At 66.8% G+C, this 19242-nt stretch carries 14 protein-coding genes and 1 tRNA gene; 9 read left to right on the plus strand and 6 right to left on the minus strand.

What is annotated here, in order from left to right:
• Window positions 1-92 precede the first annotated feature (92 nt).
• Entirely contained in the window at window positions 93-1208 is a 1116-nt protein-coding gene (gene prfB, locus ASG64_RS00480) for a peptide chain release factor 2 (RefSeq protein WP_056069079.1), read from the minus strand.
• A gap of 57 nt (window positions 1209-1265) precedes the next feature.
• Here prfB and ASG64_RS00485 point away from each other — a divergent pair, with 57 nt between their 5' ends.
• The 4 genes from ASG64_RS00485 (at window position 1266) to ASG64_RS00500 (ending at window position 5131) form a co-directional block, all read left to right on the plus strand.
• Window positions 1266-2090 (plus strand): inositol monophosphatase family protein, encoded by an 825-nt coding sequence (locus ASG64_RS00485; protein WP_042573271.1) that lies wholly within the window; start codon window positions 1266-1268, stop codon window positions 2088-2090.
• A 45-nt stretch (window positions 2091-2135) separates the two neighbouring features.
• On the plus strand, window positions 2136-3548 hold the full coding sequence (locus tag ASG64_RS00490; RefSeq protein ID WP_442970443.1) for an acyl-CoA dehydrogenase family protein: 1413 nt from the start codon (window positions 2136-2138) through the stop codon (window positions 3546-3548).
• Window positions 3549-3579: 31 nt separating this feature from the next.
• A complete protein-coding gene (locus ASG64_RS00495) occupies window positions 3580-4800 on the plus strand; it encodes an acyl-CoA dehydrogenase family protein (RefSeq protein WP_056069082.1) in 1221 nt (406 codons plus the stop codon).
• Window positions 4801-4921: 121 nt separating this feature from the next.
• Window positions 4922-5131: a hypothetical protein gene (locus ASG64_RS00500; RefSeq protein WP_056069086.1), complete on the plus strand. Its 210-nt coding sequence runs from the start codon at window positions 4922-4924 to the stop codon at window positions 5129-5131.
• A 116-nt stretch (window positions 5132-5247) separates the two neighbouring features.
• Here the strand turns inward: ASG64_RS00500 and ASG64_RS00505 are convergent.
• A tRNA-Met gene (locus tag ASG64_RS00505) sits at window positions 5248-5324 on the minus strand.
• A 475-nt stretch (window positions 5325-5799) separates the two neighbouring features.
• Between ASG64_RS00505 and ASG64_RS00510 the strand changes: the two genes are divergently transcribed.
• On the plus strand, window positions 5800-6330 hold the full coding sequence (locus ASG64_RS00510) for a transglycosylase family protein (protein ID WP_042573267.1): 531 nt from the start codon (window positions 5800-5802) through the stop codon (window positions 6328-6330).
• Between the two features lie 1073 nt (window positions 6331-7403).
• On the opposite strand, the gene ASG64_RS00515 is transcribed toward ASG64_RS00510, so the two are convergent.
• Window positions 7404-10394 carry a UPF0182 family protein gene (locus ASG64_RS00515; RefSeq protein WP_197074682.1) on the minus strand — a complete coding sequence of 997 codons (2991 nt, stop codon included), beginning with the start codon at window positions 10392-10394 and terminating at the stop codon, window positions 7404-7406.
• A 177-nt stretch (window positions 10395-10571) separates the two neighbouring features.
• Between ASG64_RS00515 and ASG64_RS00520 the strand changes: the two genes are divergently transcribed.
• On the plus strand, window positions 10572-11204 hold the full coding sequence (locus ASG64_RS00520; RefSeq protein ID WP_231568593.1) for a PPA1309 family protein: 633 nt from the start codon (window positions 10572-10574) through the stop codon (window positions 11202-11204).
• 3 nt (window positions 11205-11207) lie between these two features.
• Here the strand turns inward: ASG64_RS00520 and ASG64_RS00525 are convergent, their stop codons facing one another.
• Complete coding sequence (locus ASG64_RS00525; RefSeq protein ID WP_056069089.1) at window positions 11208-12245, minus strand: YlbL family protein; 1038 nt, start codon at window positions 12243-12245, stop codon at window positions 11208-11210.
• Window positions 12246-12347: 102 nt separating this feature from the next.
• Between ASG64_RS00525 and ASG64_RS00530 the strand changes: the two genes are divergently transcribed.
• The 3 genes from ASG64_RS00530 (at window position 12348) to ASG64_RS00540 (ending at window position 16143) form a co-directional block, all read left to right on the plus strand.
• Window positions 12348-13727 carry a zinc-dependent metalloprotease gene (locus ASG64_RS00530; protein ID WP_056069092.1) on the plus strand — a complete coding sequence of 460 codons (1380 nt, stop codon included), beginning with the start codon at window positions 12348-12350 and terminating at the stop codon, window positions 13725-13727.
• Window positions 13728-13849: 122 nt separating this feature from the next.
• Entirely contained in the window at window positions 13850-14743 is an 894-nt protein-coding gene (locus tag ASG64_RS00535) for a TOMM precursor leader peptide-binding protein (protein ID WP_056069095.1), read from the plus strand.
• Between the two features lie 89 nt (window positions 14744-14832).
• Window positions 14833-16143, plus strand: a complete 1311-nt coding sequence (locus ASG64_RS00540; RefSeq protein ID WP_056069098.1) for an ABC1 kinase family protein — start codon at window positions 14833-14835, stop codon at window positions 16141-16143.
• A 21-nt stretch (window positions 16144-16164) separates the two neighbouring features.
• Here ASG64_RS00540 and ASG64_RS00545 read toward each other — a convergent pair whose 3' ends face one another.
• Both ASG64_RS00545 and ASG64_RS00550 read right to left on the minus strand, forming a co-directional pair.
• On the minus strand, window positions 16165-16452 hold the full coding sequence (locus ASG64_RS00545; protein ID WP_056069101.1) for a WhiB family transcriptional regulator: 288 nt from the start codon (window positions 16450-16452) through the stop codon (window positions 16165-16167).
• 522 nt (window positions 16453-16974) lie between these two features.
• Entirely contained in the window at window positions 16975-19098 is a 2124-nt protein-coding gene (locus tag ASG64_RS00550) for an ATP-dependent DNA helicase UvrD2 (protein ID WP_056069104.1), read from the minus strand.
• Window positions 19099-19242 lie beyond the last annotated feature (144 nt).

A 19242-nucleotide genomic window follows, 5' to 3' on the forward strand; every position in this document is an offset into this window, starting at 1 on the left:
ATCCACAGGATGATCTCGAGGAAACTGTTCTGCAGCCAGAAGACGAAGTCGGGTGGTGCCAGTGAACCCACAGTGGTGTGCCTCGCCTGTTCCTACGACTCGTCGGTACGCATGCGCCAGCGGATGCCCGACTCGATGAATCCGTCGATATCGCCGTCGAGCACCGCGGACGGGTTGTTGACCTCGTACTCGGTACGCAGATCCTTCACCATCTGGTAGGGGTGCAGCACGTACGAGCGCATCTGGTTTCCCCACGAGCTGCCGCCGTCGCCCTTGAGCGCATCCATCTCCGCGCGCTCTTCCTTGCGCTTGACCTCGAGGAGCTTGGCCTGCAGAACGCGCATCGCCGACACCTTGTTCTGCAGCTGCGACTTCTCGTTCTGGCAGGTGACGACGATGCCGGTCGGAATGTGGGTCAACCGGACGGCGGAGTCCGTGGTGTTGACCGACTGGCCGCCGGGTCCGGACGACCGGTAGACGTCGACGCGGATGTCGCCCTCGGGGATCTCGATGTGATCGGTGGTCTCCACGACGGGAAGCACCTCGACCTCGGCGAACGAGGTCTGACGGCGACCCTGGTTGTCGAACGGGCTGATGCGCACCAGGCGGTGCGTTCCCTGCTCGATGGAGAGGGTGCCGTAGCTGTACGGGGCCTTGACCGCGAACGTCGCGCTCTTGATCCCCGCCTCCTCCGCATACGACGTGTCGTAGACCTCGACTCCGTAGCCGTGCTTCTCGGCCCACCGGATGTACATGCGCATGAGCATCTCGGCCCAGTCGGCGGCGTCGATGCCGCCGGCACCGGAGCGGATGTTGACCAGAGCGTCGCGCTTGTCGTACTCACCGGACAACAGGGTGCGCACCTCCAGCAACTCGATGTCGGCGTGCAGCGAGATCCGTTCGGCATCGGCCTCGGCGTGAGCCTCGGTCGCCGCGTCGCCCTCTTCCGCCTCGGCCAGTTCGTAGAGGACCGGAAGGTCGTCGAGCCTCTGACGCAGCGCTTCGACGCGGCGGAGCTCGGTCTGCGCGTGCGACAACGCGCTGGTCACCTGCTGGGCGTGGTCCTGGTCGTTCCACAGTTCGGGGTCGGCAGCCTGGTGCTCGAGCTCGTCGATCCGGCGGCGGAGTTCCTCGATGTCGAGCACCGACTCCACGGTCTTGAGGGTCGTGTCGAGTTCGGCGATGTCAGCGGATACGTCAGGATGCACGCGCCCGAGGTTACCGGCAACGGCCCGACGGCCTGTACCGCAGTAACGTCCCACCCCGTGACCGACCTCGCCGACGATCTCGCCCTCGCCCTCCGCCTTGCCGACGCCGCCGATGCCATCACCACCGCCAGGTTCCTGGCAGTGGATCTGCGCATCGAGGACAAGCCGGATCTTACCCCGGTCTCCGACGCCGACCTCGCTGTCGAGACCGAGGTCCGCCGCCTCCTGTCCGATGCTCGCCCGGCGGACGCGGTTCTCGGTGAGGAGTTCGGCGGCGACGCCGTTCTGTCGGGACGGCAGTGGGTGGTCGATCCCATCGACGGCACCAAGAGCTTCGTTCGCGGCGTTCCCATCTGGGCGACCTTGATCGCGTTGCTCGTCGACGGTGTACCCGTCGTGGGTGTCGTCAGTGCCCCGGCGTTGAAGAGGCGATGGTGGGCCGCCGACGGGCTGGGGGCACACGCGCGTTTCGACGACGGGGACGCACGAGCTCTGTCGGTGTCCTCCGTGGGCACGACAGGTTCGGCCAGCCTCGGCTTCTCCAGTCTTTCGGGGTGGAAGGACGCCGGGTTACGGGAGCAGTTCATCGATCTGACCGACGAGGTGTGGCGCATCCGCGGGTACGGCGACTTCCTCTCCTACTGCCTGGTGGCGGAAGGGTCGATCGATATCGCTGCCGAGCCCGAAGTATCACTGTGGGACCTGGCCCCTCTCGACATCCTCGTCCGCGAAGCAGGAGGACGTTTCACCGCGCTCGACGGAACTCCCGGGCCCCACGCAGGCAGCGCGGTCGCGACGAATTCACGCCTGCACGACGCGGTACTGGATCGACTGACGCGCCGAACCTACTCGACGGTAGACACGCAACTTACCGCCGAGTAAGATAGCAACCGTCCACGACCGAACACCGAGAAACAGCTGGTGATCATGACGAAGAACGACAGCGCTCCCACCACCAAGACAGAGACGTCTCGGCGCCCGGTGCGCGATACGTCCGCGGTCGGGCTCAACCCGATCAAGCGCGACGCCATCGGCACCGCCATGCGGGTTCTCACCAAGCTCTCGGGCTCCGATCTGGCCGAGAAGTACAACCTGCGCCAGACGATCGACCGGGTGACGTACGAGAGCACGAAGACCGGGTTCAAGACACTCGGCGCGGCGACGAGGACCTTCTCGAAGGTCTCCGGCACGGGCAAGCCCGCGCGGCTCCCCGAGGCGTCCACCAAGAACCTGGACTACTTCGACCTCACCCCGGACGACGAGCAGAAGATGATCGTCGAGACGGTGCTGGAGTTCGCCGAGGAGATCATGCGCCCGGCCGCACACGACGCCGACGAGGCCGCAGCCTCCCCCGGTGATCTGGTCACACGCGCCGCCGAGCTCGGCGTGACCCTGATCAACGTGCCCGAGCAGCTCGAAGGTGTGGCCAGCGAACGCGGCGCCGTCACCAACGCGCTCGTCGCGGAGGCCCTGGCCTTCGGCGACATGGGCCTCGCGCTGCCGATCCTCGCACCCAGTGGTGTCGCCGTGGCTCTCACTCAGTGGGGTACCGACGCGCAGCAGAAGACGTACCTCCCGTCGTTCACGGGCGAGAAGGTTCCCAGCGCTGCACTCGTGGTCAACGAGCCGCGTGCCCTGTTCGACCCCTTCGCGCTGCAGACCAAGGCCGTCCGCTCCCCCAGCGGCTACAAGCTGACCGGCGTCAAGAGCCTCGTGCCGTCTGCCGCTGCCTGCGAGTTATTCATCGTCGCAGCGGAACTCGACGGACGCCCGGCACTCTTCATCGTCGAGTCGGACAGCAACGGCCTGTCGGTGGAGGCAGATCCCAGCATGGGACTGCGCGCCGCCGGCATCGGACGCCTGCACCTCGACGGAGTCGCGGTCCCCGAGGCCAACCTCCTCGGCGACGGTGATGCCGACTCGCACGCATCCGACTACGCCGACGCGATCCGCCTCGCACGTCTCGGATGGGCGTCGATGGCAGCCGGCACCTCGAAGGCAGTCCTGGACTACGTGGTCCCCTACGTCAACGACCGCACCGCATTCGGTGAGCCGATCAGCCATCGTCAGGCCGTCGCCTTCATGGTGGCCAACATCGCGATCGAGCTCGACGGACTGCGTCTGGTCGTCCAGCGAGGCGCATCGCGCGCCGAGCAGGGCCTCTCGTTCGCCCGTGAGGCATCGTTGGCCCATCGTCTGGCCACCGACAAGGGCATGCAGATCGGTCTCGACGGAGTCCAGTTGCTCGGTGGGCACGGATTCACCAAGGAGCACCCGGTCGAGCGCTGGTACCGCGATCTCCGAGCCGTCGGCGTCGCCGAGGGCATCGTCCTGATCTGATCCGACACCCACCCTTTCGATAGGAAATCTCATGATCAATCTCGAACTTCCTCGCAAGCTCAGGGCGTCGGTCAACCAGGCACACCAGGTCGCCGCCGAGATCATGCGACCCGTGTCGCGCAAGTACGACCTGGCGGAGCACGCCTACCCGGTCGAGCTGGACACGATGGCCGCCATGATCGAAGGCATGAGCGACGCCGGTGGCGAGATCGGCGGCGCCAAGGGCGGCCGCGCATCCGGCACCGACGGCCCCAAGCCGAGCAAGACCGCAAATGCCAACGGCGGCAACATGTCCGCACTGGTCAACGTCATCGAGACCTGCTGGGGCGACGTCGGTCTGACGCTGTCCATCCCGTACCAGGGTCTCGGCAACTCGGCCATCGCGGCCGTCGCCACGGACGAGCAGCTCGAGCGCTTCGGTAAGGTGTGGGCCTCGATGGCCATCACCGAGCCCAGCTTCGGCTCCGACTCGGCTGCTGTCAGCACCACCGCGTTGCTGGACGGAGACGAGTGGGTTCTCAACGGCGAGAAGATCTACGTCACCGCCGGCGAGCGCTCGACGCACATCGTCGTCTGGGCCACCGTCGACAAGAGCAAGGGCCGTGCGGCGATCAAGTCGTTCGTCGTCCCGCGTGACGCACCGGGCCTGTCCGTCGCTCGCCTCGAGCACAAGCTCGGCATCAAGGCGTCCGACACCGCAGCCCTGCTGCTGGACAACTGCCGCATTCCCAAGGACAACCTCCTCGGTTCGCCCGACGTGGACACGGACAAGGGATTCGCGGGCGTCATGCAGACGTTCGACAACACCCGCCCTCTGGTCGCCGGCATGGCTATCGGTGTCGCGCGCGCTGCTCTCGAAGAGCTCCGCACGATCCTGACCGACGCCGGCGTCGAGATCGACTACGACGCTGCGACCTACAACCAGTCCGCTGCCGCGGCGGAGTACATCCGTCTCGAGTCCGACTGGGAAGCCGCGTACCTGCTGGCTCTGCGTGCGGCATGGATGGCCGACAACAAGGAGCCCAACTCGCTCCAGGCGTCGATGTCCAAGGCCAAGGCCGGTCGCAGCGCGACCGACATCACGCTGAAGGCCGTCGAACTGGCCGGCACGCTGGGCTTCTCGGAGCACCTGCTGCTCGAGAAGTGGTCGCGCGACTCGAAGATCCTCGACATCTTCGAAGGCACGCAGCAGATCCAGCAGCTGATCGTCGCCCGACGCGTTCTGGGAAAGACGTCCGCACAGCTGAAGTGATCCACTGATCCATCGACAGGCCCGGCACCCGTGGTGCCGGGCCTGTCGTCGTCCGCGGCCACCGACGACCACGCTCTGGCAAGGTGGAGCGGGACGGAGCATGCATACGAGGAGGACAACGATGTCGGACTGGGCGAAGAAGATGGAAGACAAGGCCAAGGGCCTCGTCGCGGAGGCGGAGGTGGGTCTCACCCACCTCGAGGGTGCAGACGCCGCCGATCTCGACGAGACGGACGGATCAGAGGGCAGTACGGATGCCGGCGGCGACGTCGACGAGAACGACGCACCGAGCACGGGCATGACATCGGCGGACCCCGACATCTCCCACTAGGCCTACCGCTGGGGCATCGCGCCGTCCCGTCGGGGCGGCGCGGGCAGTCCCTTCATCGGCTGCCCTGGACACAAAGCAAGAGGCCCGACAGTCTGTGACTGTCGGGCCTCTCGTGGTGGTAGCGGGGACAGGATTTGAACCTGCGACCTCTGGGTTATGAGCCCAGCGAGCTACCGAGCTGCTCCACCCCGCGTCGGCGTCAGGAGGCTTTCGACTCCGTCTGCGTGGCAAGCTGTACTGCGTTCTTGCTGAACAAGAAGTTACCGGACGGCATCGGCCAATTGCAAATCGCCTGCTGAGCAACGACATCGACCGCTTTCGAGGGGTATCGAGGTGACCGGGGTCTCATTTCTGCGGTGTTCCCCCTCACATAACGAAGCGGTCACGAAGTGAACACAGACGGGTACATATCAACCGTGACCTGCGGAGATCTCACAAAACCGCCCAGATGACGGGTTCGCACCTCACATATCGGCCAGGTGACGCGTCGTGATCGTTCCGTTACCGTCGCGCTCGGCCCACAACAAGGGCCAGGCCGACCCGCCGCTGGATTCTTCTGCCCCGCGGGATCGGAGACCCGAATCGACGGGGGCAGGGACAGAGCGGACCACGCAGGCTGCACATGCCTGCGCGCTCATGTCGACCAGCGCGGAGAGGATCTACCCCGCATGACCACTGCACGTAACTTCACCACCCGCGCACTCGGATGGGCCGCCGTCACCGGCGCGGTCGTCGCAGCACCACTCGTCCTCAGCGCAGGCACCGCCTCCGCAGCGCCCGCCCACAACTGGGACGGCGTCGCACAGTGCGAGAGCGGCGGCAACTGGGGAATCAACACCGGCAACGGCTACTACGGTGGCCTGCAGTTCTCGCAGAGCACCTGGGCAGCCAACGGTGGCTCCGGCACCGCATCCAACGCTTCCAAGGCCGAGCAGGTCCGCGTCGCCGAGAACGTCCTGGCGACCCAGGGTGTCGGCGCGTGGCCCGTCTGCGGCCAGTACCTCTCGTCCGGCACCACGTCGGCCGCCGAGGCGCCCGCACCGGCCCCCGCTCCCGCGCCTGCTGCACCGGCCGCACCGGCGCCGGTCCAGTCGGTCGTCGAGCAGGGCGCAGCCCTGGCCAACCAGTACGGCGTCGGCCAGCAGTTCCAGGACTTCGTGGCCGCCAACTCCGGCGTGCTCGCGGCACTCCCGCAGTAGCACCACCCAGCATCGCCGTAAGCGGGCGCACCCCATCGGGTGCGCCCGCTTTCGTGCGCTGTGGGTGGTGTGGTGCTGCACGGGGTGTGCGCACGTCTTGTGGTGACCGCACACCCCTGGCGGCCGACTGAAGAGGGTGTGCGGTCACCACTCGGGGTGTGCACTGGGCCAGGGCCACGGCGTCGCGTGCTGCTCGCGCCGGTGCACTGGTGCTGCACGGGGTGCGCACACCCTCAGCATGAACCGCACACCCCCAGCAGCCGACTGGACAGGGTGTGCGGTCACCCCAACGGGTGTGCTCTCCCCCGGGCTTCCTCTGTGCGACTCGTCGAGCGCCCCCGCACCCGCGTGCTGCACGGGGTGTACACACCCTCAGCATGAACCGCACACCCCCAGCAGCCGACTGGAAAGGGTGTGCAGTCACCACAACGGGTGTGCACTCGGCCAGGCCACAGTGACGCAGGCTGCTCGCACCCAGGCGGCGGTGCTGTTCGCGCCTGCGCACCCGTGCTGAAACGGGTGCACACACCCCAACTGCGAACCGCACACGCTTTGCGGCCGACTGGAGAGGGTGTGCAGTCACCACAACGGATGTGCGCTGGGCCGGGCCACGGCGCGCGTGTTGCTCGCACCGGTGCTGCACGGGGTGCGCACACCATCGATGCGAACCGCACACCCCCACCAGCCGGCTATAGAGGGTGTGCGGTCACCACAACGGGTGTGCACTGGGCCCCCGGCCACAGCGACCCGTGCTGCTCGCGCCCCGCACCCGCGTGCTGCACGGGGTGTACACACCCTCAGCGTGAACCGCACACCCCCAGCAGCCGACTGAAAAGGGTGTGCGCCCACCAGAAGGGGTGTGCGCTCCCCAGGCAGCAGCGGTGCATCTCGTCGAACCACTACGCACCGGTGCTGCACGGGGTGCGCACACCGCCACCACCAACCGCGCACCCCCAGCAGCCCACTGCAGATGGTGTGCGGTCACCACACCGGGTGCACACCCAGCCGAGCCACCACACAGCAACGCCCCGCCCTCATGAGTCGAGGGCGGGGCGTTGCTGAGGCAGGGGCGATTATCCGCCGGTGCTGTTGTACTGGTCGATCGCGCGCTGCAGGTTGTCGAACGCCGTGCCCAGCTGAGCGAAGTCGCCCGACTGCTGGGCCGTACGCACGGCGGCGAGAGCGCTGTTCAGATTGGTCACCGCTGCGTTCCTGTCGGCAGGTGCAGGCTGGGCCGGGGTGGTCGGCGCCGGAGTCGTCGAACCCTCGGTGGGCGCCGGCGTGGTCTGCGTCGACCCGTTGTCCGGCTGAGGCTCCGTAGCCTCACCACCGGGCGCGGTGGCCACCGAACCCGTGCCGGTGTCGAACACCTGCGTCAGAGCACCAGCCAGTGTTGCCGAGTATCCGACGCGCACACCGCCTCCCGCACCCGGCTCGCGATAGCTCACGAGGACACGGGACAGCTGCGGGAACGTCGAAGTGTTCGTCGTGTTGCGCTCCGTGTAGAGCGGCTCGACGTACAGGATCCCGCCGTTGGCGATGGGTAACGTCAGCAGGTTGCCGTACTGGATGCGGTTCGACTGCTGCAGCAGGGTTCTGTCCGACGCGACACGAGTGTCGGATGTCATCGAGTTCTGCGCCTGCTGAGGGCCCTGGGTCTGCGTCGCCGTGGGCAATTGCAGAACCGTGAACTGACCGTAGTTCTCCGGATCCGACCGCACGGAGATGTACGCGGACAACAACTCTCGATTGAAGCCGACCATGGCGCTGGTCAGCCTGAACGACGGTTGCCCGGTGTCCGGATCACCGATCAGCACGTAGTACGGAGGCTGGTTCAGGTTGGTGCCACCCTCGACGGTCGGGTCGCTGGGAACGGACCAGAACGCGTTGTTGGTGAAGAACTCTCCGGGATCGTTGACGTGGTACTTGGCCAACATCTCACGCTGGACCTTGAACAGGTCCTCGGGGTAACGGAAGTGCTGACGCAATTCGTCGCTGATGGCCGACTCGGGCTGCACGGCACCCGGGAAGGCGCCCATCCATGCGGCGAGGACCGGATCGTTGTCGTCGACCTGGTAGAGGTTCACCGAGCCGTCGTACGCGTCGACCGTCGCCTTGACCGAGTTGCGGATGTACGACACCTCGTCACGCGGGAGGAGTCGACCGGTGTTCGCGTCGACGCTGTCCTGCACGAGTCCCTCGAGCGAACTGCGCTGTGCGTACGGGTACTGATCGAGCGTGGTGTAAGCGTCGACGATCCAGACGATCTTGCCGCCGACCACTGCCGGGTAGGAATTGCCGTCGGCAGTCAGCCAGGGAGCGACCTTCTGGACGCGCTCACGCGGATCGCGGTTGAAGATGATCTTCGAGTCATCACCGATGGCGCCCGAGAACAGGATGTTGCGCTCGGTGTACTTCGCGGCGAAGGCCAGTCGGTTGAACCAGTTGCCGATGCCGACACCACCCGAACCGGTGTAGGTGTAGCGCGAACTGTCGGTGTCGTACTCGCGACCACCCTGGTCCTGCCCACCGCCCACGATGGCGTAGTCGGGATTGGACGACGCGATGACCTCGCCGTAGTAGATGCGAGGCTGCTCGACGGGGATGACCTGGTCGGCCGCCGCCTGCGAGGCGAGGTCGCTGACCGTGTAGATCGGGTAACCCGAGTTGCTGTTCGACTCGGTGTCGGTGCCCTCCTGCACAGCCGCGTTGACGCGGTTGGCCGGCGCAGCGACGAATCCGTTGCCGTGCGTGTACACGGTGTGGCGGTTGATCCAGTCGGTCTGGTTGCCGGTCAGGCTGTTCGGCGACAGCTCGCGAGCCGCAACGATGTAGTCCTGCAGCTGTCCGTCGATCTCGTAGCGGTCGACGTCCAGCGTCGCCGGGAACCCGTAGAAGTTCTTGAGCTGCTGCTGCTGGGTGAAGGTGCGCGAGAGAACGTTCGGGTCCAGCAGACGAGTGTTGGCGATCGTCGTCTGATCCGCCGGGACATCGCGGGGCGATGCGGTTCCGTCGCCCGAATAGTCCTCGTACGTCACCGTGTCGTCGGTGATGCCGTAGGCGGCTCGCGTCGCCTCGATGTTCCGCTCGATATACGTCCGCTCCTTGTCGGCAGCGTTGGGGCGCACCGAGAACTGTTCGACTACCAGCGGCCAGACGGCGCCGACCAGGATCGAGGACAGGACCAGCAACGCGGTTGCGAGAGCGGGAATGCGGAGGTCGCGCAGGAAGATCGCCGCGAAGAACGCACCCGCACAGATGACGGCGATGGCGAGGAGGATCAGCTTCGCCGGCAGAACGGCGTTGATGTCGGTGAAGCCGGGACCCGTGAACGTGGGTTCCTTACGACTGCTCGACAGCAACGCGTACCGGTCGAACCAGTACGCCACGGCCTTCAGGACGACGAACGTGCCTGCGAGGACGGCGAGTTCGATGCGCGCCGAGCGCGTCAGCGCACCTTCGCGGCCGCTGAGACGCAGGCCGCCGAAGATGTAGTGCGTCACCAGAGCGGCGAAGAACGCCAGGACTACGGCCACGAACAACCAGTTCAGGATGGAGCGGTAGAACGGAAGGTCGAAGGCGTAGAAGCCCACGTCGAGCCCGAACTGCGGGTCCTGCACCCCGAACGAACCACCGTGCAGGAACATCTGCACGGTGACCCAGTTGCCCTGTGCGACAAGGCCGGACAACAAACCGACGACGACCGGGATACCGATGCCGAAGATCCGCAGCCGCGTCATCACCGTCGTGCGATAACGGGCGATCGGGTCGTTGGGTCCTGCGGTGGGGACGAACACCGGACGCGACCGGTACGCCACGGTCAGGGCGGCGAACACCGTGCCGCCGACGATCACCGCGACCACGAGGAACGTGATCGACCTGGTCAGCAGAACCGTCGTGAAGACGTTCCGGAAGCCGACCTCTCCGAACCAGAGCCAGTCCGTGTAGGTGTCCACCAGCCGCGGGCCGATGAGCAACAACGCGGCGAGTACCAGCGCCAGGACCAGCAGAGTTCGACTTCGCCTCGACAACGACGGTAAGCCGGTCGGTTGCCTCATACCCACGTGCCACACTCCATGTTTCCCGCGCGTTCGCCCCGTGACACCACCGTGACGACATCGCATGTCCGTTTTCGACCACTGTACGTATGCCGCGGACGAAGACTGTCCGAGCCGTGGCGACGACCATGACTCTAGCGGTCGGTGCAAGGATGGACGCGTGAGCGGAAACAGGTATGCATCGTGACCGAAAGCGAGTGGTTCGACCCCGAATCGGGTGACGCACAGGCCGAACGTGCCCTCGTGCGCAGTGTGCGGGAAGTCGTCGACTACGTCGATGCCGGCGGGTGGGACCAGCGACCGCAGCTGTTCGCGCTCGTCCCGACGGCCGAGCTGGCCGCCGCCGAGCCCAGCCTGCTCGACCAGCTCGAGGACGGCACCGAACTCACCCCCGTTGCGCAGGAGCGCCTCCCGGCGGACGTGGCCGGCGGTTCGCACGCCCTCGACGAGTTCCTGGGGACGACGACATGGCCTGCCTCCGTGGCGGGGTGCGCTCTCGTCCAGGAGATCGTCGTGCTGCCCCCGGACGCCGAGTCCGACCTCGACAGCGCGCTCGCGCCGTTGCTCGCGGACCGTGACGCAGCGGATCAGGCAGCACGACTGGCTGCCGAGGAGCATCCCGAGCGCCGGGACGGACGCCTCATCGTCGCTGTCCTGCGGGACGGGCCGTCGATAGCTCTGCTGCAGTTACGTCCCGACGAGGAGGACGACGGCTTCGGTGATCCTCCGGAACTGCTGACCTACGAGAACCTCGCCCCCAACGTCATCGCGGCTCTGCACGCCACCCTCGACGCCGTCGAGGACGACGACTTCTGACGGTCAGGAGCAGCTCGGCGCATCCCCGCCGGACGTCAGCGAGTCGAGCGAGTCGATGGCGTCGTCGAGGCTGGTCACGCGGACCAGTCGCAGACCGTCGGGGGCGCGAGTCAGCGCTTCGGCGCAGTTGTCGGCGGGGACCAGGAAGATCGTCGCGCCGGCCTCCCGTGCAGCGACCAGCTTGTACGGGATACCGCCGATGGGTCCTACTTCTCCGTCAGCGTCGATGGTGCCGGTGCCGGCGACGAACTGTCCTCCGCTGAGGTCACCCGGACCGAGCTTGTCGACGACGGCCAGCGAGAACATCAGGCCTGCCGACGGGCCGCCCACGTCGGCCAGGTTGAACTGGACCGTGAACGGCACATCGGGGGTCTCCTCCGGCGTGATGCCCAGGTACCCGCGCTGTGCATCGTCCGGCCTGGCCGCCACCGTCACGGACTCCGTGGCGGGAGTCCCGTCGCGGGTCACGTCGATCGACACCGCCTCGCCCGGCGTGGCGGCCCCGACTGCCTTCTGGACGTCGGCCACGGTGGAGACCGGAGTGCCGTCGATCGCCGTGATGCGGTCACCCTCCCGCAGGATGCCGGTCGCCGGACCGTCGTCACCCACCTGCGAGACGGACAGGGATGTCGGGAGGCCCAGGTGGTTCAGTGCGGCAAGTTCAGCGCTGTCCTCCGACTGCGCGAAATCGGCCTGATTCGCGCTCTCGACGTCCTCCCGGCTCTGATCGGGGGGGTAGATCTGGTCGCGCGGAACGAGACCCTGACGGCCGCTGAGCCACAGGCCCAGCGCGTCGAACACGGTCAGTTCGTCCCGGACCGCGACGGTCGTCATGTTCAGGTTGCCGGAGGGCTCGTCGACACCCGTCCCGCCGACATCACCCTCGATGTCGACGACCGGCTTCCCGTCCACCTCGCCGAGGGTGTTGAACGTGGGGCCCGGGCCCAGGGCAGCGAACGGCACCGTGACAGCGGATCCGAGGACACCGAGCACGAGTACCGGGAGCAGTGCGACCAGCAGCGTCGCGATCCGTCGATTCACGTCACCACACTAGAGAACGGTTCGGACATCACCGTCACGGTGTTCGCGCTCGGCGCACCGCGCGACCCTGTAGAACCACTGCCGGGCTTGTACCGTTGAGGCATGAGTAACAGCCCTTTCGGATTCTCCAACTCCGACGACGACCCCGACAAGGACAAGGGGTCCGGTGGCGGTCCCGGTACGCCCGGGGGCGGTGGGGGCGCGTTCGGATTCGGCGCGGAAGGCTTCGACCCGGCCGCGCTGGGCCAGATGTTCACGCAGATGGGGCAGATGTTCAGCGGCATGGGGACCGGTGGCGCGAGCGGCCCCGTGAACTACGACGTCGCCCGCAAGCTGGCACTGCAGCAGATCGGATCCAGCACGCCCGTTCGTGAGGGATCCCGGACCGCCATCGTCGACGCTGCTCACCTGGCCGAGCAGTGGCTGAACGAGGCGACCATCCTCCCGGCCGGCGCGAAGCGCACCGAGGCATGGACGCCCGAGGAGTGGCTGACCAACACTCTGGACACCTGGAAGCGGTTGTGCGACCCGGTCGCCGAGCAGATCTCCGGCATGTGGACGTCCGCGCTGCCGCCGGAAGCTCAGCAGATGGTCGGCCCGATGATCGGCATGCTCGGTCAGATGGGCGGGATGGCCTTCGGCTCGCAGCTGGGGCAGGCGCTGGGTCAGCTGGCGAAAGAGGTGTTGACCTCGACCGACATCGGGCTCCCGCTCGGACCGTCCGACACCGCCGCGCTTCTCCCGTCGGCCGTAGCCGCATTCTCTGAGGGCACCGAGCTCCCCGAACGTGAAGTGCTGGTCTTCCTCGCCGCCCGCGAGGTGGCCCACCACCGTCTGTACTCCCACGTGCCGTGGTTGCGCCAGCGCGTCCTCGCCACCGTCGAGGAATATGCACGCGGCATCCGCATGGACTTCGGTGCCATCGAGGACGCTGCCCGCGGTATCGATCCGTCGGCACTCACCGATCCCAGCCAGCTGGAGAAGATCCTGTCCCAGGGTGCATTCGAGCCGCAGACCACGCCCGAACAGAAAGCCGCCCTGGAGCGTCTCGAGACGCTGCTGGCCCTCGTCGAGGGCTGGGTGGACACGGTCGTCACCGCTGCACTCGGGGAGCGACTGCCGGGCGCATCCGCGCTGTCGGAGACGATGCGGCGCCGTCGCGCATCCGGCGGCCCGGCCGAGCAGACCTTCGCCACCCTCGTCGGACTCGAGCTACGTCCCCGCAAGGTGCGCGAAGCATCGAACTTGTGGCGCACTCTGACCGAGGCCGCCGGCATCGAGGGTCGCGACGGCGTCTGGGCCCATCCCGACCTGCTCCCCGACGCCTCGGACCTGGACGAGCCCTCCTCGTTCATCGACCGGCTGGCCGGTGGCGACACCGGCACGTTCGACGATCCCATCGCTCAGCTCGAGGAATTCGAGCGCAAGCGTGCCGCCGAGAAGGCCGACGGCGACGACGAGAACGGGCCCGCGCCGGCCTGATGTCCCGACCTGGCCTTTCCGGGTGACCACATTCGGGAAGACCAGGTCACAGGGCTGCAGCCTGTGGATAACGTCGTCCGTCCGAGACGCACCGGCCGAGCCCGGCTGTCATCGTCGGGTCCATGACCGACGCTGTGGCCGAAACAGACTCGTCACCCGCGCCCGAGACGGTGACAGCACGAGCGCGCCGGGACGGTGTGCCGTTCGTGAGCGACTCCCTGACGCTCCTCCCACGACGGGACGGCACGCTGCAGGTCGGATGGCATCCCGATGCGCGTTTCGTGCTGGAGCCACCCGCCGGAGTGAGCGCGTCGGTCATGGCGTCCGTGCTGCGATCCATGGACGGACGCCGGTCGATTCCGGAGATCTACTGGTCCGCGTCCGAACTCGGCGTGGATGCGTCCGTGTTGACCGAGATCCTGGCGGAGCTCGAGAGGTTCGGCATCGTGGAACGTCGGCGTCCGTCGCCGACCCGCATCGCGGCCGTCCTGGTCCTGGGCCGCGGTCCACTTGCCGACGCCGTCGCGATAGGCCTGTCACCTGGTTGCAGGGTCGCCAGACGGCACGTGACACTCCCCCGCGACCATGCCGAGTTCGACTGCGTCGTCGTCGCCGATTCGGTGGTGTGCGCCCCGGAAGTCGCCCGAGCACTGATGACGTACGGGATCGCTCACCTTCCTGTCCGATCACGCGACGGAACCGGCGTCGTCGGACCGCTCGTCCTTCCGGGCCACACGCCGTGCCTGGAATGCGTCGAGTTGACCCGCTGCGACTACGACCGCGAGTGGCCTCACCTAGCAGCCCAACTGCTCGGCAGCATCGGGTCGGCATCGGGCCCGACCGTCACGGCGACGGCAGCGTTCGCCGCAGCACAGGTGATCCAATTCACGGAAGCTCATGCAGAATCCCCCGCGCCCGCGACGATCGGCCACAGTATCGAGGTGGACACCCGGGCGGCGACGACCCGCCGACGCCGGTGGACGAGGCACCCACTGTGCAGTTGCGGACGACGGTGAGAGACCGAATCCGATGTGAAGTGTCACGGACCGCGTCGCCCGCAGGACCGGTCGCGGCGCATCGGCGAAACGTCAGACATGATGGAGGCATGCCCGACATCCCCCGCAGGAGTTCCGCACGGACCGCCAAGATGGCAAGCATCCCCATCGGGATGGCCGGCCGCGCAGCCATGGGATTCGGGCGCAAGCTCGCGGGCGGTAATCGCGCCGAGATCGACGCCGAACTCAGCGCGAAGGCTGCGCAGCAGATGTTCGCGGTTCTCGGTGAGCTGAAGGGCGGGGCCATGAAGTTGGGGCAGGCCCTCAGCGTCATGGAAGCCGCCGTTCCGGACGAGATGGCCGAGCCCTACCGCGAAGCTCTGACCAAACTGCAGGCCGAGGCCCCGCCGATGCCCGTCTCGACAGTGCACCGCGTCATGGATCAGCAGCTTGGAACCGGGTGGCGTTCGCGCATAACCGAGTTCGACGACACCGCCACCGCATCGGCGAGCATCGGACAGGTGCACCGAGCGACATGGTCGGACGGCCGCGACGTGGCCGTGAAGATCCAGTATCCGGGGGCCGACGAGGCCCTGCGCGCGGATCTTAAGACCCTGTCCCGCTTCGTCGGCATCCTGGGCACGATCGTTCCGGGTACCGACGTCAAGGCAGTTCTGGACGAGATGTCGGCGCGGACCGAGGAAGAACTCGACTACCGCATCGAGGGCGAGAATCAGCGGGCTTTCGCGAAGGTCTACGACGGTGACGAGCGCTTCGCGGTGCCGCGCGTGGTCGCAAGTTCCCCGAAGGTCGTCATCTCCGAGTGGATGAACGGGACGTCGATGTCGTCCATCATCGCGAGCGGCACCGTCGACCAGCGCAATGCGGCGGGCGAGAACCTTGCCCGGTTCCACTTCGAATCCGCTGCCAGGGTCGGACGTATCCACGGGGACCCGCACCCCGGAAACTTCAAGCTTCTCGACGACGGTCGACTCGGTGTCATCGATTACGGTGCGTGCCTGACTCTGCCCAACGGACTCCCGCCCGAGCTGGGTCGGATGGTCAGACTGTCACGCGACGAGAAGTTCGACGAGCTCACCGAACTGCTCAAGGAGAACGGATTCGTCATTCCCGGGCGCGAGGTGACCGAGCAGGAGATCGCCGACTACCTGCGTCCGTTCACCGATCCCATCAAGACCGAGTCGTTCCACTTCACGCGGAAGTGGTTGCAGGGCACCGCCGGTAAGGCTGCCGACTTCAGCGGCCCCCAGTTCCGCACCGCGCGATCGTTGAACCTCCCTCCCCGGTACGCGGTCATCTTCCGAGTCCTGCTCGGGTCCGTCGGAATCTGCGCCCAATTGGACGCGAATGCTCCGTACATGGCCATCCTCACCGAATGGATGCCCGGTTTCGTCGAGTAGTGAAGCCCCACCCGGCCGCCGTCATGCGCAGACGACGGCCGGGGTGGGAGCTACCGCGTTCTTGCGCGGGCGTCCGCGAGAACGCTTGCGAGCGATGACAACTCCCTGATCGAAGATCTCGCCGCCCCACACACCCCAGGGCTCCGCCCGGTCGAGTGCCGCGTCGAGACACCCCGATCGGATGGGGCAGTGCGCGCAGAGCTGCTTGGCGCGTTCGAGCCTGTCCGGTGACTCAGCGAACCACAGGTCGGGATCCGCACGGCGGCAGGGCAATTGCGTGGCGAGCTCGGTGATGTCGGTACGGTCCATGGTCGGCTGATCGAGCGCGACACTGTCTGTGCGGCATGTCGTCCGAGTAGCTGCGGGTGACACGTCGTTCTCCTCTTCTACGTCGTTTCACGGTGATGATGTGTGCGGTGACTGCGAAGTCCGTGAACGTAAGTCGAAGGGTTCTCCTACGACGAAGGCCACGGATCGCGTATGCGAATCCGTGGCCTCCGGTCAGGAAAGCTGGGTGGTGCCTATCGAGATCTCTCCCGACGAGCACCGATACTCACGAATTCACTCTGCGTCCGGCGTCCTCGATGACGGCGGGCAACCGGTGCCCCACCCACAGCGGACAGAACGGGGCTGTATTCCGACGTCCAGGCGGCGAACGGCGACGCATTCTGCGGCATGCACAATGCAGCGTTCGGGGCCAGTGCTGATTTCTGGAAGATCTTCACGGGTGACACCTCCTTCGCCGGACAGTCGAATTCGATCGGGTACGAAATACACAGTAAGCGGCGACCGAATTCGGCACAACCTTTTTTCTACCTGCGGAGATGGACGTCAGTCGCTCGCCGTGAGTCGAGCGTCGACAAGGGCCAGGACGTCGGCTCCGAACCGTTCCAGCTTCTTCGCACCGATACCGGGGATGGCGACCAAACCCCTGTCATCGCGCGGACGCTGCTCCGCGATCGCGGTCAGCGTGTTGTCACTGAACACCACGTACGCCGGAACCTTCAGGGCCTTCGAGGTTTCCGATCTCCACGTCCGCAACGATTCGAGCAGCGGGATGTCCACGTCGGACGGGCAGTTCTCGCACCGACCGAGCATCGTGGCGACGGTCCCGATGACCTGCTTGCCGCACACCCGGCAGACAGGACGTTTCTTGTTCACGGTGGGGGCCGCGATGCGCGATGCCGGGGACGAATCCGGGACCAGATCCACGAGGAAGCGAGACCGCCGTCGTGATTTACGTCCGCCCTCGTTGCGCGCGAGGGCCCACGACAACTCGAGATGTTCGCGCGCACGGGTGACGCCCACGTACAGCAGGCGCCGCTCCTCCTCGACCGCTGCCTCGTCGGGAGCCGAATTACTGTCTCCGAGAGCATGACTGATCGGCAACGTGCCGTCGGTGAGACCGACCAGGAAGACGGCGTCCCACTCGAGGCCCTTCGCCGCATGCAGCGACGCGAGAGTCACGCCTTCGACCACCGGAGGGTGACGCGCCTCGGCGCGCGCGGCGAACTCCCGCAGCAGGCCGTCGAGATCCAGGTCCGGTACCTGAACGACCAGGTCCTCGGTGAGCGTGACCAGCGCCCGCAAAGCGGCCCACTTCTCCCGCGCCTGTGCACCGTTCGGTTCGGTCGCGCCGAGACCCAGCGGTGCCAGAACCGCTTCCATCAGGCGCGGCAGTCCGGCGCCCGATCGAGCGTCGTCGGGGAGGTCGTCCCTGGCCGCACTGGTGCGCACGGCGGCGATGGCCGACCGCACGTCCTGCCGCTGGAAGAAGCTCTCACCACCTCGAACCTGATACGGCACAGCCAGATCCGTCAGCGCTTTCTCGTGCGCCTCGGAGTGGGCATTGATGCGGTACAGCACCGCGATCTCCGACGGGCGCGTCCCGGTCCGGATCAGGCGCTGCACCGTCCTGGCGACGCCGGCAGCCTCGGACACCTCGTCGTCGTACTCGACGAACGTCGGCTCGGGACCCGCCGGTCGCTGGCCGATCAGTTGCAGCCGTGTACCCGCGATACGACCCTTCGCCGCACCGATGACCTTGTTGGCCAAACCGACCACCTGGGGCGTCGACCGATAGTCACGCTCGAGCCTGACGACGGTGGCATCGGGGAACCGGCGCGAGAAGTCGAGCAGGAAGCGGGGCGACGCACCGGTGAAGGAGTAGATCGTCTGGTTGGCGTCACCGACCACCGTGAGGTCGTCCCGGTCCCCCAGCCACGCATCGAGCACTCGTTGCTGGAGCGGCGTCACGTCCTGGTATTCGTCCACCACGAAGCAGCGGTAGCGCTCACGGAACTCCTGCGCCACAGCCGGACTGTTCTCGAGTGCAGCGGCCGTGTGCAGCAGGAGGTCGTCGAAGTCGAGGAGGACCGCATCGGGATCACGGTTCTTGAGTTGCTCGTACCCCTCGTACACCGCGGCCACCCGGTCCGCGTCGGTCGGGGTGTCGCGGTGCAGGCGCGCTGCCGTGGCGGCGTAGTCCTCCGGCGCGACGAGGGACGCCTTCGCCCACTCGATCTCTCCCGCGAGGTCCCGCACACTGTCCGTCGACGTCGATGCACCCGCCGCCGACGCGGCCTGCCCGACGATGCCGAACTTACGGTCGAGCAATCGCCAGTCGGTGTTGCCGACGACCTGCGGCCAGAAGTACTTGAGTTGGCGCATGGATGCAGCGTGGAACGTTCGAGCCTGGACCTGCCCCTCGGAACCGTGGATGCCCAGGCTCCGGAGACGCTCACGCATCTCGCCCGCAGCGCGGGCCGTGAACGTCACGGCGAGGACCTGGCCGGGCTTGACGTGCCCGTCGGCGATCAGATGAGCGATGCGTCGAGTGATCGTCCGGGTCTTGCCCGTACCCGCGCCGGCCAGCACGCAGACGGGACCACGGGGAGCGAGAACAGCGGCCGATTGTTCCGGGTCGAGTCCCACCACCGCGTCACTGTCCTTCACGGGTCCATCATGTCAGCCCGCACCGACACTCCCGCTGCACCCGCCGAGTCACGCCGAACACCGGCACCCCGGAACAAACCGAGCACGACTGCACGTTGACCTCGCTGTGACTACAGGACAGCAGAACGACACACACGCGCCCGC

Source organism: Rhodococcus sp. Leaf247, assembly GCF_001426185.1.
Classification (GTDB): Bacteria; Actinomycetota; Actinomycetes; order Mycobacteriales; family Mycobacteriaceae; genus Rhodococcoides.

Coding starts and splice junctions, on each gene's coding strand:
- ASG64_RS00490 (WP_442970443.1), top strand. CDS start 2,136: ATGACGAAGAACGACAGCGCTCCCACCACCAAGACAGAGACGTCTCGG.
- ASG64_RS00495 (WP_056069082.1), top strand. CDS start 3,580: ATGATCAATCTCGAACTTCCTCGCAAGCTCAGGGCGTCGGTCAACCAG.
- ASG64_RS00500 (WP_056069086.1), top strand. CDS start 4,922: ATGTCGGACTGGGCGAAGAAGATGGAAGACAAGGCCAAGGGCCTCGTC.
- ASG64_RS00510 (WP_042573267.1), top strand. CDS start 5,800: ATGACCACTGCACGTAACTTCACCACCCGCGCACTCGGATGGGCCGCC.
- ASG64_RS00530 (WP_056069092.1), top strand. CDS start 12,348: ATGAGTAACAGCCCTTTCGGATTCTCCAACTCCGACGACGACCCCGAC.
- ASG64_RS00535 (WP_056069095.1), top strand. CDS start 13,850: ATGACCGACGCTGTGGCCGAAACAGACTCGTCACCCGCGCCCGAGACG.
- ASG64_RS00540 (WP_056069098.1), top strand. CDS start 14,833: ATGCCCGACATCCCCCGCAGGAGTTCCGCACGGACCGCCAAGATGGCA.
- ASG64_RS00545 (WP_056069101.1), bottom strand. CDS start 16,452: ATGGACCGTACCGACATCACCGAGCTCGCCACGCAATTGCCCTGCCGC.